Annotated in this window: 10 protein-coding genes; 3 read left to right on the top strand and 7 right to left on the bottom strand. The window is 73.0% G+C overall.

Translation table 11 applies throughout. From position 1 onward, the window contains the following. Window positions 1–150 precede the first annotated feature (150 nt). Window positions 151–1,953, bottom strand: a complete 1,803-nt coding sequence (locus ACFYNU_RS18635) for a DUF6350 family protein (protein WP_356586971.1) — start codon at window positions 1,951–1,953, stop codon at window positions 151–153. A 116-nt stretch (window positions 1,954–2,069) separates the two neighbouring features. Here ACFYNU_RS18635 and ACFYNU_RS18630 point away from each other — a divergent pair, with 116 nt between their 5' ends. Beyond that, window positions 2,070–3,452 carry a helix-turn-helix domain-containing protein gene (locus ACFYNU_RS18630; RefSeq protein ID WP_356586969.1) on the top strand — a complete coding sequence of 461 codons (1,383 nt, stop codon included), beginning with the start codon at window positions 2,070–2,072 and terminating at the stop codon, window positions 3,450–3,452. Between the two features lie 167 nt (window positions 3,453–3,619). Here ACFYNU_RS18630 and sucD read toward each other — a convergent pair whose 3' ends face one another. The 5 genes from sucD to ACFYNU_RS18605 form a co-directional block, all read right to left on the bottom strand. Continuing rightward, window positions 3,620–4,504, bottom strand: a complete 885-nt coding sequence (gene sucD / locus ACFYNU_RS18625; protein WP_356586967.1) for a succinate--CoA ligase subunit alpha — start codon at window positions 4,502–4,504, stop codon at window positions 3,620–3,622. A gap of 20 nt (window positions 4,505–4,524) precedes the next feature. After that, entirely contained in the window at window positions 4,525–5,700 is a 1,176-nt protein-coding gene (gene sucC / locus ACFYNU_RS18620; RefSeq protein WP_356586965.1) for an ADP-forming succinate--CoA ligase subunit beta, read from the bottom strand. 252 nt (window positions 5,701–5,952) lie between these two features. Continuing rightward, the gene (locus ACFYNU_RS18615) at window positions 5,953–7,122 is read right to left on the bottom strand and encodes a VWA domain-containing protein (protein WP_356587008.1); all 1,170 of its coding nucleotides are present in this window, start codon (window positions 7,120–7,122) and stop codon (window positions 5,953–5,955) included. Between the two features lie 122 nt (window positions 7,123–7,244). Beyond that, on the bottom strand, window positions 7,245–9,665 hold the full coding sequence (locus tag ACFYNU_RS18610; protein ID WP_356586963.1) for a DUF5682 family protein: 2,421 nt from the start codon (window positions 9,663–9,665) through the stop codon (window positions 7,245–7,247). Next, on the bottom strand, window positions 9,662–10,798 hold the full coding sequence (locus ACFYNU_RS18605; RefSeq protein ID WP_356586961.1) for an AAA family ATPase: 1,137 nt from the start codon (window positions 10,796–10,798) through the stop codon (window positions 9,662–9,664). The genes ACFYNU_RS18610 and ACFYNU_RS18605 overlap by 4 nt, the downstream gene beginning before the upstream one ends. Window positions 10,799–10,916: 118 nt before the next feature. Between ACFYNU_RS18605 and ACFYNU_RS18600 the strand changes: the two genes are divergently transcribed. Together ACFYNU_RS18600 and ACFYNU_RS18595 are read left to right on the top strand one after the other, a co-directional pair. After that, complete coding sequence (locus ACFYNU_RS18600) at window positions 10,917–12,299, top strand: SWIM zinc finger family protein (protein ID WP_356586959.1); 1,383 nt, start codon at window positions 10,917–10,919, stop codon at window positions 12,297–12,299. Window positions 12,300–12,424: 125 nt separating this feature from the next. Then, window positions 12,425–14,101, top strand: a complete 1,677-nt coding sequence (locus tag ACFYNU_RS18595; RefSeq protein ID WP_356586957.1) for a DUF5691 domain-containing protein — start codon at window positions 12,425–12,427, stop codon at window positions 14,099–14,101. Window positions 14,102–14,154: 53 nt separating this feature from the next. Here ACFYNU_RS18595 and ACFYNU_RS18590 read toward each other — a convergent pair whose 3' ends face one another. Next, window positions 14,155–14,568: a cobalamin B12-binding domain-containing protein gene (locus ACFYNU_RS18590; protein WP_356586955.1), complete on the bottom strand. Its 414-nt coding sequence runs from the start codon at window positions 14,566–14,568 to the stop codon at window positions 14,155–14,157. Window positions 14,569–14,756: the final 188 nt, after the last annotated feature.

Below are 14,756 nucleotides of genomic sequence, written 5' to 3'. Positions count from 1 at the left end.
GCCCCCCCCCCCCCACCCCGCCCCCCGCGGGGGCCCGCCGGGGGGCCGACCCGGCGGCGCGGGGCCCCCCCCCCCGCGCCCCGGCGCCCCCCCCCCCCCCCGGGGGGGGGGGGGGGGGCCCCCGCCGCTCGTACGAGTGGTGGGTGTGGGTCAGTCGGCGGCTTTCTTCTTCGGCTCAGGCTCCGACCGGGGCTCAGACTCGGGCTCGGGCTCGGGCTGGGGTTCCGACTCGGCTTCAGGCGTGGGTACGGTCGGCGGGAAGGCGGTCATCAGACCACCGGACGCCTCCTTGATCGCCGCCCAACGCGCCTCCTGGGCGTCCCGGTCGTGCCAGGCGTCCATCGGCAGAAAGTCGTACGGCGCCTCCGTCCGGTCCGCGTCGCCCAGCGTGGGTGGCGCGTCCTCGTTCGCCGGCTCCGCCGGTCCGTCGTCGGCGTCCTTCTCGGTCGTCACCGCGGCGCGCCTCCACGGCGGCCGTCGCCACCAGGTGCTCTTCGCGGTGGCCGGGTCCGCGCCGTCCGTGCTGTCCGTCCCACTCACCTGGCTCACCTCGCTCACGTCCGCCTCTCCCACCTCTCCCATCTCTCTCACCTCTTCCGCTTCTGCCACGACCCCCACTTCTCCCGCCTCGTCGGCCGTCCCGCGCCGGTCGCGCAGCCGCCAGGCCCGTACCAGCAGCGCCGTCGGTACGCCGATGACCACCGTCCAGGCCAGCGCCGCCACCCCGGTCTGCCACCACACCGGCCCGAACTCCACCAGCCGCGCCGTCCCCAGCGGCCCGCCCGCGAGTGCGGCCAACGCCGCCGTCAGGACGGCGCACCCGGCACCGGCGAGCGCCGCCGCGAGCGCGGTGTCGCGCGCGCTCCACGCCTCGTCCCGTTCGGCGTAGGGCGGGGCGGCGACTCGTACCGTGAACCAGGCGATCGTCAGCCCGGCCAGCAGTGGCACGGCCCCCGCCGCCCAGGTCACGGCCGTGCCGGGCCCCTCGGCGGGCACGGCGGCCAGCAGCGGAAAGGGCGGCAGCGCGGGGTGGCCGGTGACGGCGAGCGGGGTGACGGTCGCCGACGTACCGAGGGCGAAGCCGGGGCCGAGCGCGTACGACGCGCCCCAGACCGCCGCGTTCGGGAGCAGCGCGAGGGACAGCAGCAGTACGGCGACCCGTCCGGACCAGGCCGCCGCCAGTTGGAGGAAGGATTCCTGGGCGGCGTCCGCGTGCCAGATCAGCGAGGTCGCGACCAGGAGGAGGCCGCCGCCCAGCAGCACCGCCGTCCCGGCTGTCGCCGACCGCATCACGACGACGGCCCGGCGACGCCTCCCGGCGGCCACGGCGGCGCCCACGCCCTCGGCGGCGCCGGAACCCGAGCCTCTGAGGCCGGGCAGCCGGTCGAGCAGCGGGTTGAGTGGCCGCCCACTCGCGACCCAGACTCCGGCGACGGCCGAGAGCACGGGTACCAGGGGCAGCCTGAGCGCCGTACCGAGTGTGTCCGTGGAGATCGGCCCGCCTCGCGCGTAGACGATGACAGCCGCGCCGACCAGCAGATATCCACCCGCGACCGTGCACAGCCCGCCGAGAGCCGTGAGCTGCGGCCGGCCCTCGTCCGGTTCCAGGGCGTCGCGCGAGGAGCGGTAGACCAGCCACACGGGCAGGGCCACGACCAGCAGGGGGACGACTCCGATGGGCGCGGGCACTCCTGACAGTGTGTCGGGCCGTACCAGCTCCGCGCCGTGGGCCAACAGCCAGAGCGCCGCCGCGATATGGAGGGCCCCGCCCGCGCCGCTGTCGGGGTACGGCGAGCTGATCCAGGCGGCGATGACCAGCACGGCGAGGCCGCCGAGGCCGAGGCCTGCGGCCAGTGCGCCCCGGAGGAACGCGGCGGTCAGGGCGGCGGCCCGGCCTCGTTCGGCGGCCGAGGCCGAGGACAACGTGGTGCTGCGCTCGCTCACTTGGGTCACGGCGCCATGCTCCCAACGACACGCGCTTAAACCGCGTAACAGGCGGATAGCCGCTGTGTCGCTCAATATACGTTTATGTACTTTTTCGGCCAGTACAGTGCTGCGGGGAGTTCCTCATGACGCAGAGCACCACTCGTACCTCCTCCGTACCCCCGCTTCCCTCCCCCAAGGAGCGGCGCAGGCTGCGCGAGGCGAAGGCCATGACCGAGAAGCAGGTCGCGGAAGCGCTGGGGGTCACCCAGACGACGGTGCGGTCCTGGGAGACGGGGCGTACGACTCCGCAGGGGCGCAGACGCGAGGCGTACGCCCGGTTGCTGGAGGCGTACGCGGCGGAACTCGACGAGAAGAAGCGCGCGAAGCGGAAGAAGCGGTCGAAGACTCCCGAGAATCCGGCGAGTCCGGAGAGCCCCGAGAACCCGGAGAGTCCGGAGAACGCCGCTGCGGAGCAGCCGCCGACGGAACAGCAGGCACCCGAAACGGCACCATCACCGGCTCCCGCTCCGGCGGTGGCAGTGGCTCCGGAGGCCGTGAGCGTCGAAACCCCCGCCCCCTCCCCCGCCCCCGCGCCCTCCCGCAAGAAGCCCCTCAACCGCCGCCCGGTCCGCGCCGTCGAGGCCGACAACCGGTCCCGGCAGAACGCCCGGCGCCGCAAGGAGAAGGCCGAGGCCCTCGCCGGGGCCGCCGCCGCTGAGGCAGCGAGGCTGACGCCCGCCCAGGCGTTCGACGAGCTGTACGCGTACGCCTCCCCCGCCCTCGTACGCCAGACGTATCTGCTCACCGGGCGCCGCACCCTCGCCCAGGAGTCCGTCGAGCGCGCCTTCCATCTGGCCTGGCACCGGTGGCCCGAGGTCGCTGTCGACCGCGACCCGGCGGGCTGGGTGCGGGGCGCGGCGTACGACTACGCGACATCGCCCTGGCACCGGTTCCGCCGCGCCCACCGGCATCCGGACCCGCCCAACGGTGAGCGCGCCGGGCGTGCGCTGCGCAAGGCGCTGCTCGATCTGCCCCCGATGTACCGGCGCACGCTGCTGCTGTACGACGGTCTGGGCCTCGATCTGCCCGAGACGGCCGCGGAGACCGAGGCCACCACCCCGGCCGCCGCCAACCGGCTGCTGCACGCGCGCGAGGCGGTGGCCGATCAGTTGCCCGACCTCGCGGACGCGCAGGTCCTGCACGAGCGGCTGCGGGAGCTGGTGGAGACGGTGTCCGCGCCGGCCGTCGCGAGCGCGCCCGCGGTACGGGTGAGCAGTGAGCGCCGCGCCAAGTTCTGGACGCGGGCCGCGATCGCCGTCACCGTGCTGATCATCGGCGCGACGGCCTTCACGGTCGTCACGGCGCCGAGGCAGTACGAGCCGACGCCCGCGCCCGGTCAGCGAGTGGGTGGGGTACCGGCGCCGATGGGGCCGCAGAAGCTCACCGAGCAGGACCTGAAGCTGCGGGCCAAGCTCCGTGCCGTGCCGATGAACGGGCCGGAGCGGCTGGTGCCCCGGATCCCCTGACACCGCCCCTGACCCCGCCTCTGACGCCGCTTCCCGACACCGCGACCTGACTCTCCGTCAGTGCGGCACAAGGACGCGCGTGGGCCCGCACCACCTGAAAGGTGCGGGCCCACGCGCGTTGTCCAGCAGTACAACTGCCGTACTCCGTACGACCGTACCGCCTGGTGTCAGCCCGCGAGAATGGCTCGGGCCAGACCGGCCGTCTCGGTCGGCGTCTTGCCGACCTTGACGCCCGCCGCCTCAAGGGCGTCCTTCTTGGCCGACGCGGTGCCCGACGAGCCCGAGACGATGGCGCCGGCGTGGCCCATCGTCTTGCCCTCGGGCGCCGTGAAGCCCGCGACATAGCCGACGACCGGCTTGGTCACGTGCTTGGCGATGAAGTCGGCCGCGCGCTCCTCGGCGTCGCCGCCGATCTCGCCGATCATCACGATGAGGTCGGTGTCGGGGTCGGCCTCGAACGCCTCAAGGGCGTCGATGTGCGTCGTACCGATGACCGGGTCGCCGCCGATGCCGATGGCGGACGAGAAGCCGATGTCGCGCAGCTCGTACATCATCTGGTAGGTCAGCGTGCCGGACTTGGACACGAGACCGATACGGCCGGGCTTGGTGATGTCGCCCGGGATGATGCCGGCGTTGGACTGGCCGGGCGTGATGAGACCGGGGCAGTTCGGGCCGATGATCCGGGTCTTGTTGCCCTTGCTCGACGCGTACGCCCAGAAGGCGGCGGAGTCGTGCACCGCGATGCCCTCGGTGATGACGACGGCGAGACCGATCTCGGCGTCGATGGCCTCGACGACGGCGGCCTTGGCGTGGGCCGGGGGCACGAAGAGGACGGAGACGTCGGCGCCCGTCTGCTCCATCGCTTCCTTGACGGAGCCGAAGACGGGAACGTCGGTGCCGTCGAAGTCGACGGACGTGCCGGCCTTGCGCGGGTTGACTCCGCCGACGATGTTGGTGCCGTCAGCGAGCATGAGCTTGGTGTGCTTCATGCCGGTGGCACCGGTCATCCCCTGGACGATGACCTTGCTTTCCTTGGTCAGGAAAATAGCCATGGTGTTGGTGACCTTTACCTTTACTTCGCAGCCGCGAGCTCGGCGGCCTTGTCGGCCGCGCCGTCCATGGTGTCCACACGCTGTACGAGCGGGTGGTTGGCGTCCGACAGGATCTTGCGACCCAGCTCCGCGTTGTTGCCGTCGAGGCGAACGACCAGGGGCTTGCTGACGGTCTCACCCTTGGACTTGAGCAGCTCCAGGGCCTGGACGATGCCGTTGGCGACCTCGTCGCACGCGGTGATTCCGCCGAAGACGTTGACGAAGACGGACCGGACGTCCGGGTCGCCGAGGATGATCTCCAGGCCGTTCGCCATGACCTCGGCCGAGGCGCCGCCGCCGATGTCGAGGAAGTTGGCGGGCTTCACACCGCCGTGGGCCTCGCCCGCGTACGCGACGACGTCGAGGGTGCTCATGACGAGCCCCGCGCCGTTGCCGATGATGCCGACCTCACCGTCGAGCTTGACGTAGTTGAGGTGCTTGGCCTTGGCGGCGGCTTCGAGGGGGTTGGCCGCGGCCTTGTCCTCAAGAGCCGCGTGGTCGGGCTGGCGGAAGTCGGCGTTCTCGTCGAGCGAGACCTTGCCGTCCAGCGCGATGATCTTGCCGTCACCGGACTTGATCAGCGGGTTGACCTCGACGAGCAGGGCGTCTTCCTTGATGAAGACGGTCCACAGCTGCTGGAGGACGTCGGCGACCTGGCCGGCGATCTCGGCCGGGAACTTGGCCGCCGCGACGATCTCGGCGGCCTTCTCCGGGGTGCAGCCCTCGTTGGCGTCGACCGGGATCTTGGCGAGCGCGTCGGGGTTCTCCTCGGCGACGACCTCGATCTCGACGCCGCCCTCGACGGAGGCCATGGCCAGGAAGGTGCGGTTGGTGCGGTCGAGGAGGAAGGAGACGTAGTACTCCTCCGCGATGTCCGCCGTCTGGGCCAGCATCACCTTGTGGACCGTGTGGCCCTTGATGTCCATACCCAGAATGGCGTCGGCCTTGGCGACCGCGTCGTCCGGGTCGGAGGCCAGCTTCACGCCGCCGGCCTTGCCCCGGCCGCCGACCTTGACCTGCGCCTTGACGACAGCCTTGCCGCCGAGACGCGTCGCCACCTCGCGCGCCGCCTCAGGCGTTTCGATGACTTCACCGGCCAGCACCGGTACACCGTGCTTGGCGAAGAGGTCCCTCGCCTGATACTCGAACAGGTCCACGCGCGTCCGTCCCTTGTCTGTCTTCTAAGATTCGCAGTGATCGCGGTTCGTAATCTGCGTGGGCGTGCCGCGATGGGCAACGTGACTGCACGTGTCACAGCGTGACTGCACTTGTCACAAGGAAGGCGCAGACGGAGTCCCGGAGCGCGGCATGTCCGTCTCGCAGGTTATCCCCGTGGGCCGTGGACCCCTAAATCACAGATCACCCCTGAGCGGTGATACCTGTCACAGGCACGCTCGCCGGCGGCTCTCCTACGCCGTGTCCGGTATCGGCAGGGGGCGCTTCTCGATCGCCGCCGCCATTACCTCCGGGAACAGGTCCGGGGTGCAGGCGAAGGCCGGGGCGCCGAGCGCGGCCAGCGCCGCCGCGTGGTCGCGGTCGTAGGCGGGGGCACCCTCGTCGGACAGCGCGAGGAGCGCCACGAACTGCACACCGGACGCCTTCATCGCGGCGACCCGCTTCAGCATCTCGTCACGGATGCCGCCCTCGTAGAGGTCGCTGATCAGGACGACGACGGTGTCGGCGGGCCGGGTGATCTGCGACTGGCAGTAGGCGAGGGCGCGGTTGATGTCCGTGCCGCCGCCGAGCTGGGTGCCGAACAGGACGTCGACCGGGTCGTCGAGCTGGTCGGTGAGGTCGACGACGGCGGTGTCGAAGACGACGAGGCGGGTGGCGATGGAGCGCATCGAGGCGAGGACGGCGCCGAAGACGGAGGCGTAGACGACGGACGCCGCCATCGACCCGGACTGGTCGATGCAGAGCACGACCTCCTTCTTCACGGACTGCGAGGCGCGGCCGTATCCGATGAGGCGTTCGGGGACGACCGTGCCGTACTCCGGCAGGTAGTTCTTGAGATTGGCGCGGATCGTGCGGTCCCAGTCGATGTCGCGGTGGCGCGGCCGGTTGATCCGCGCGGAGCGGTCGAGGGCGCCGGTGAGGGTGGCCCGGGTGCGGGTGGCGAGCCGCTTCTCGATGTCGGCGACGACTTTCCTTACGACGGCGCGCGCCGTCTCCTTGGTCGTCTCGGGCATGGCCTTGTTGAGAGACAGGAGCGTGCCGACGAGATGGACGTCCGCCTCGACGGCCTCCAGCATCTCCGGCTCCAGCAGGAGCGCGGAGAGTCCGAGGCGCTGGATCGCGTCGCGCTGCATGACCTGCACGACGGAGCTGGGGAAGTACGTACGGATGTCGCCGAGCCAGCGGGCGACGGAGGGGGCGGAGGCGCCGAGCCCCGCGGAGCGGTTGCCGCCGCCCTTCCTGGAGGTGCCCGTGCCGCCGCCCCCGCCTCCGTAGAGGGCGGTCAACGCGCCGTCCATGGCGGCGTCCTGGCCGGTGAGCGCGCGGCCGGTGCCGTCGGCCGTGTCGCCGCCGAGGACCAGCCGCCAGCGCCGCAGCCGCTCGTCGGCCGCGTCGGCCGTCATGCCAGGGGCCGTCGTGCCAGGGGCCGCGTTGTCGGTCGCTTCGTCGGTCGGGTTGTCGGTCGCTTTGTCGGTCGCTTTGTCCGCCGGGGTGTCCGCCCGGTTGTCCGTCGTGCCGGCCGTGGTCATCGGGCCACCCCCGCGAGGTCGTTGTCGTGGTCGCTGTGGTGATGGTCGCTCCGGTGATCGGGGTCGCCGAGGAGCAGGCGCAGCACGGGCAGGACCGCGTCCGCGCGGGCCTCGTCGACGGCGGTGCCGAAGCCCGGGATCCCCGCCTCCGCGCGATCGGGCCCCGCGCCGCCGCCCGCCGGTCCGCGCCGGACCAACTCGCCGAGCGTGCGGCGCACTCCGGGCTCGTACGCCGAGAACGTACGGCGCAGCAGGGGCAGCACATCGGTGAACGAGCCGGCCGGCACCCCGGTCAGCCAGGTGTCCACGAGGGCGAGCAGCCGTTCGTCGTGGACCAGCAGCATTCCGCCGCCGGACGCTCCTCCGACGAACCCCTCGATCCAGGCCGCCGCGTCGGCCGGCGGGGTGCCGGGCGACAGGGCGAGGCCCATGAGGCGCGCGGCCTCGTCCTCGGGAAGGCGTCCGTCGTCCAGCAGCAGCCGGGTCGCCCTGCCCCGGATGACGCCGGGCACGGTGTCCCGCCCGGCCAGTTTCCGCAGGACGGCGAACCAGCGGCCGGAGAGGTCCCCGGCGGGGCGGCCGGGGGCGTCGGGCAGCAGGCCGATCGCGCTGTGGACGCTGTCGAGGTGGGCTCTCATCTCGGCCGCGCCGTCCGCGTCGAGCGCGGCGCAGGCGGGCGGCAGCCCGACGCAGATGCGCTCGGCGAGCCCGGCGGCGACCTCGCCGAGGGCGGCCGTGTCGGTGGACCGTACGTCTCCGTAACGCAGCGAGCGGGCGAGCGCGGGCAGGGCCTGGGCGAGGTGGCCGACGTCCGCGTCCAGCGCGGCGCGGTCCGCGAGGGCTCTCATCACCACGGGCAGCGCGTCGGTCAGTTCGGCCAGGAGACACTGCTCGGCCAGGGCCGTGACTTCGGAGAGCGCGGTCGCCGACACCGCCTGCGACTCGGCTTTCGCGGTGGCCGCCGAGAGGACCGTGGTGCCCCAGCCCCCGGCCTCGGCGACCCGTACGTACAACTCGGGCTCCCAGCGCAGCCGCCAGGTCTCGCGGAACGTGCCGGTGCTGCCGCGGCCCGCGGCCGGTTCGCCCCAGCCGATACCGAGCAGCCGCAGCCGGTGCAGCATCCTGCTGCGCCCCGCGTCGGTCTCTTTACGGAGGTCGAGATCCAGCTCCCGTTCCATCGCCTCCGGCTTCAGCCGCAACGAGCGCTGGAGCCGGGTCAGATCGCGTTGCAGGGGGACCGCGGGCGCGGAGTCGGGGACCTCCCCCAGCACGTCCCCGACGATGAGCCGGTCCCTGATGAGCCCGAGCGGCACGTCGGACCCGTCGCACATGACGGCACGGATCGCGTCGGTCGTCTCGGTGAGCCCGGCGAGCGGCCGGCCGCGCAGGGTGGCCAGGGTCTCGGCGAGCCGTACGGCCTCGATGACATGCGCGGAGGAGACCGGCTGGTCCTCCTCGCGCAGCAGACCCGCGACCTTGGTCATCCAGCGCGTCACGGGCCGGTCGGGCGCGCCGAAGAGATGCCCGTACCACCCAGGGGAGTCGATACCGGCGCCGTAACCGCTGTGCCTGGCCAGCCGCTGATGGGTCCACGGCACCCAGGTCAGCTCGGACTTGACCTTGGGCAGCCCCTTGAGAAGCGCGCGGTCGGCGGTGGCCGTGCTCCCCGCGCCGAGTGCGGGCACATGCCAGGCACCACAGACGACGGCGACCCGGTCGTCGCCGAACTCCTTGCGCGCGGCCCGGAGTTGAAGGCGCATGTACGCCTCCCGGACCAGGTCCCGCCGGTGTCCGCCGTCCCCGTACTCCTCACGGAGGGCGCCCATCGCCTCCGCGACGGCGGCGAACGGCGCGAACGGGTCGTCGTCGGCCGCGCCGCTCCGGTGCTCCACGACGTCCTCCCACCACCGCTCGGCGTCGTCGTACCCGGCGGCTTCGGCGAGGACGGCGAGCGGGTCGATCCGCAGCGCGTGCGCGCGGGTGTCGGGGCCGGGGTCGGGGTCGGTGTCAGTGTCGGTGTCGGTGTCCGTCGCCTCGTCCTCGTCCCTTTCTCCCTCCTTGAACGCCAGCGAGTGCGTCGCGGGAAGGTCGATGAAGCGGACCGGGACGTCGTGCGCCAGGGCCCAGCGGATCGCCACCCACTCCGGGGAGAACTCGGCCAGCGGCCAGAACGCCGCGCGGCCCGGATCGTCCACGGCGTGGGCCAGCAGCGCGACGGGCGGGCGCATCTGCGCGTCCGCGGCGAGGGACACCAGCGCGTCACCCTCGGGCGGGCCCTCGATCAGGACCGCCGCCGGCGACGCCGCGTCGAGCGCGGCCCCCACCGCGCGGGCCGAGCCTGGCCCGTGGTGGCGGACGCCGAGCAGCAGCGGCCCGCTCCCGGCCGGCCGGCCCGTGTCCCGGACGGGCGTCGTCATGCGCCGACCTCTCGGCAGGCCCGGTAGAAGTCCTTCCAGCCGTCCCGCTCGCGCACGACCGTTTCCACATACTCCTGCCAGATCACCCGGTCGGCCGCCGGGTCGCGCACGACGGCGCCGAGGATGCCGGACGCGACGTCTCCGGGGCGCAGCACACCGTCGCCGAAGTGCGCGGCGAGCGCCAGGCCGTTGGTGACGACGGAGATCGCCTCGGCCGTGGAGAGCGTCCCGGACGGGGACTTGATCTTCGTACGCCCGTCGGCCGTGACGCCGTCGCGCAGTTCGCGGAAGACCGTGACGACCCGCCGGATCTCGGCGATGCCTTCGAGGCCGCCCGGCAGGTCGAGCGAGCGCCCGATCTGGTCGACGCGCCGCGAGACGATGTCGACCTCCGCCTCGGCGGTGGCGGGCAGCGGCAGGACGACGGTGTTGAAGCGGCGCCGAAGCGCGCTCGACAGGTCGTTGATCCCCCGGTCGCGGTCGTTGGCCGTGGCGATCACGTTGAACCCGCGGACCGCCTGGATCTCCTGTCCCAACTCGGGGACCGGCAAGGTCTTCTCGGAGAGGATCGTGATGAGCGAGTCCTGCACGTCCGCAGGGATACGGGTCAGCTCCTCGATCCGGGCGGTCATGCCCTCCGCCATGGCCCGCATGACGGGGCTGGAGACGAGCGCGTTCCTGCTCGGGCCGTGGGCGAGCAGCTGCGCGTAGTTCCACCCGTAGCGGATCGCCTCCTCGGGCGTACCCGCCGTCCCCTGCACCAGCAGCGTCGAGTCACCGCTGACTGCGGCGGCCAGATGCTCGGACACCCAGGTCTTGGCGGTGCCGGGAACGCCGAGGAGCAGCAGGGCGCGGTCGGTGGCGAGGGTGGTGACGGCGACTTCGACGATCCGGCGCGGGCCCACGTACTTCGGCGAGATGACGGTGCCGTCGGGGAGTGTGCCGCCGAGGAGATACGTCGCGACCGCCCACGGCGACAGCCGCCATCTGGCCGGCCGGGGCCGGTCGTCGGCGGCGGCGAGCGCGCGCAGCTCATCGGCGAAGGCGTCCTCGGCGTGCGGTCGCAGGACCTCGGCGCCGACCGTCCCGCCGACCGTCTCGGCGGTCGTCGCACTCGTTTCGGGCATGGTCATGGATCCCCCTCCAGATCGTTCGACCGGGCATGGGACCCACCGTGCACCATGCCACTGACAATCGATCGTTCCCGCAGGTCAGGAGCGATTGTCAGTGGTGGCGCCTAACGTCTTGGGCATGGATAACGCGGGGGTGCGCTGGACCACGGAGCAGGTGCTGGCCCTGGCTCCTGACGCTGCGTCACGCAAGGCGGGGGCCCGGCTGAGCGCGGCCGGGCCGTGGTCGGACGCGGGCAGCAGCGGCGAGGGGGCCGTGTGGGGTCTGTGCAAGGGGAGCGGGCAGAAGCCGTATCAGACGGTGATAGACACGAAAGGCCCTGCGTACAGGTGCAGTTGCCCGAGCCGCAAGTTCCCGTGCAAGCACGCGCTGGGGCTGCTGCTGCTCTGGGCGGCCGAGGGGACCTCCGCCGTGAGGACGGTCGTGGACGTGGGCGACGGGGCTGCGCCCGACTGGGCGGAGGAGTGGCTGGGGGACCGCAGGAAGCGGAGCGAGGAGCGGGCGGAGCAAGCGGCGAAGGAGGAGACGGACGGGGTGGCCAAGCAGGCCGACCCCGAGGCGGCCCGGCGCCGGGCGGAGCGCAGGGCGGCACGGATCACGGGTGGGGCGCGGGAGCTTGAGCAGCGGCTGACGGATCTGCTGCGCGGCGGGCTGGCGGCGGCCGAGCAGTCGGGGTACGGGCTGTGGGAGGAGACGGCCGCGCGCATGGTGGACGCGCAGGCGCCGGGACTGGCGGGGCGGGTCCGGGAGTTGGGCGCGATCCCGGGTTCGGGGGCGGGCTGGCCGGTGCGGCTGCTGGAGGAGTCGGCGCTGCTGCATCTGCTGGACCAAGGCTGGCTGGGGATCGAGCGGCTGCCCGCGCCTCTGGCGACGACGGTCCGCACCAGGGTCGGTCTGCCGTCCCCCGCCGAGGGCCCGCCGGTGCGGGACCGCTGGCTGGTCCTCGCGCAGTACGACACGTCGGACGGCAAGATCACCACGCGCCGGATCTGGCTGTACGGACGGGAGTCGGGGCGCACGGCGCTGGTGCTGGGGTTCGGCGCCGCGGGCCGCGCTCCGCAACCGGCGCTGCCGGTGGGCCTGGTGATCGAGGCGGAGCTGACGCCGCACGCGGGGGCGGGGCAGTTGCGCGCCGATCTGGGCGACGAGGTGGGCGTTCCCGGGCCGGCCGGGGGGCCTCCGCCGGGCGGGACGACCACGGCGGCGGTGGCGGCGTACGGGTCGGCGCTGCGGGAGGATCCGTGGCTGGAGTCCTGGCCGGTGACGCTGACCGATGTCGTCCCGGTCCCGTACGGGAAGGACGGCGGCTGGCAACTGGCCGACGCGGAAGGGGAGTCGGCGCTGCCGATCGCGCCGGCCGCGCTCGGGCGGCCGGGTCTGTGGACGCTGGTGGCGCTCTCCGGCGGCGGCCCGGTCACGGTCTTCGGCGAGTGCGGGCACCGGGGGTTCACGCCGCTCGCCGTCTGGTCGGCGGATTCGCCGGACGCGGTCCAGCTGACATGACGTGACCGTGAACCGCCCGGACCGCCCGAACCGCTGAACTCCCTCCTGTCCCTGTCCCTGTTCCTGTCCCTGTCCAGATCGCCCTCTGTCCTATCTATACGTATCCATACGTACGGAGGCACCCGATGACCGGCACCACTCCCTGGGAAGAGCTCGTCACGTCGGCCCTGCTCGGCACGGACCGCCGCACACCGCCGGCGGATGTCATGGCTCCCGGCCGGGACGCGCCCGTCGCGCTGCTGGACGCCGCCGCGCTCCACACGGTGCGGCGGCGCGCCGGTCTGCTCCCGGCGCGCGCCGCCGCCCGGCCGGAGCCGGCGCCGCACGACGACCGCCGCGCCTTGCCGGAGGCCGCGCGCCGGCGCCTTTCCCAGTTGCTGGCCGACCGCGCGGCCCCGGCCGGTACGGGAGGCAGGCGCGGTACGGCCCCTGATCTCACCGAGCTGCTCCCCCAGTGGCTCACCGCCGCCAACGACCACGGCTACCGCGCCCCCGCCGCCGCGCTGCCGGCGCTGCTCGACGCCGCGCGCGGGCGCAACGACCTGCGGTCGCACGCCCTCGCGTTCGCCGGACCGCGCGGGCTCTGGCTCGCGCGCTTCAACCCGGACTGGAAGTTCGCCCTGCGCGGTGCGCCCGGCGGCGCCGTCCTGCCGAGCGCCCAGGACACCGAAGCCGTAAGGCAGTTGTGGGAGCAGGGGCTGTTCGCGGAGCGGGTCGCGCTGCTGGCGGCCGTACGCGCGCGGGACACGGACGCGGCGCGGGCGCTGCTGGCCACGACATGGCCGACGGAGCGCGCCGAGGACCGGCTGATGTTCCTGGACTCGCTGCGCGCCGGGCTGTCCGACAGCGACGAGCCCTTCCTTGAGGAGGCGCTCGCCGACCGTAGCCGCAATGTCCGCGCGACAGCTGCGGAGTTGCTGTCCGCGCTGCCGAACTCCGCGCTGGCCGCGCGGATGGCGGAGCGGGCGGCGACGTGCGTGAGTCTGGACCGTACGGGCAGCCCCACGGGCCCGACCCTTGTCGTCGAGGCGCCGCACGAGTGCGACGCGGGCATGCAGCGCGACGGGGTGAGCGCGACACCGCCCAGCGGCCGGGGCGAACGGTCCTGGTGGCTGGGCCAGTTGGTGGAGGCGACACCGCTGTCGAGCTGGCCGGACCGGCTCGGGGAGCGTACGCCCGAGGAGATCGTGAGGCTGCCGGTCCTGGACGACTGGACCGACGAACTGCACGCGGCGTGGTGCCGCGCGGCGGTCCGCCAGCGCGACGCCCGCTGGGCGCGCGCCCTGCTGGGCCCGCCGGCCGCGTCCCCGGCCATCGGCCCGGGGGCGTCGTCCCTGGCGGAGCGGGCGAAGCTGCTGGCCACCCTGCCCGTGCCGGAACGGGCCTCCTGGGTGGCGGAGTTCATCGCCGCGCACGGCCTCTCGGAGGCGTTCCAGCTCCTGGGTGTGTGCGCGGTGCCGTGGTCCGGGCCGCTGGGCCGCGCCGTCGTCGACGCGCTCGACATCGCGCGGGACGGCGGGAGTTACCCGTGGAGCTTCAGCGGTGTGATGGGTCTCGCCGAGCGCTGTCTGGACCCCGTGGAGGCGCCCCGCCTGGACATCCTCACCGCCACCCCGGACGAATCGGAGGGCGCGTCACCGGGAGCGGGCGGCTACTGGTCGGAGGCGTTCCAGCGGCTGGTCTCCACGCTGCGGCTGCGCGCCGCGATGATGTCGGAGCTGGCCGACGCCGAAGCACGGCCGACCGAAGCGCCACCGACCCAAGCACCGCCGGCCGAGGCGCCCGCCCCGCCCGGCGCCTGAGAACGAACCGGCACCCCGGGGGCCCGATCCGGGCCGGACTCTCCAGACAGGACCTAGGCTCCCGCCGGCTGTCGGACGTTCGCGTTCACCCAGTCCACGATCGACGTGGTCGTCGCACCCGGCGTGAAGATCTCCGCCACGCCCTTCGCCTTCAGCGGCGCGATGTCCGCCTCCGGGATGATGCCGCCGCCGAAGACCTTGATGTCCAGCGCGTCGTGCTGCTCCAGCAGGTCGATGACCTTCGCGAACAGCGTGTTGTGGGCGCCGGACAGGATCGACAGGCCGATCGCGTCGGCGTCCTCCTGGATCGCGGTGTCCACGATCTGCTCGGGCGTCTGGTGCAGCCCGGTGTAGATGACCTCCATACCCGCATCCCGCAACGCTCGCGCGATGACCTTGGCCCCGCGATCGTGGCCGTCGAGACCCGGTTTGGCCACCACCACACGGATCGGACCGGTCACACCCATCACTGCCTCCACATACCGACTTCGTCGTCATTGGCACGGGTCCCCGTACCGGCGAGGGACGGAGAGGTGAACGAACGTTATCTCCAGCATCTCGCACCCGGCTGTTTCGCGGTGGCCGGGGAGGGGGAAATCACACATGGGGATATGTTCACTCTGTATCGTGCCGGCCCCACCTGGCACGGGAGCCG

Origin of the sequence: Streptomyces sp. NPDC006643 (genome assembly GCF_042870175.1) — a bacterium.
GTDB lineage: Bacteria > Actinomycetota > Actinomycetes > Streptomycetales > Streptomycetaceae > Streptomyces.
This window is presented reverse-complemented; position numbering and strand designations above follow the sequence as displayed.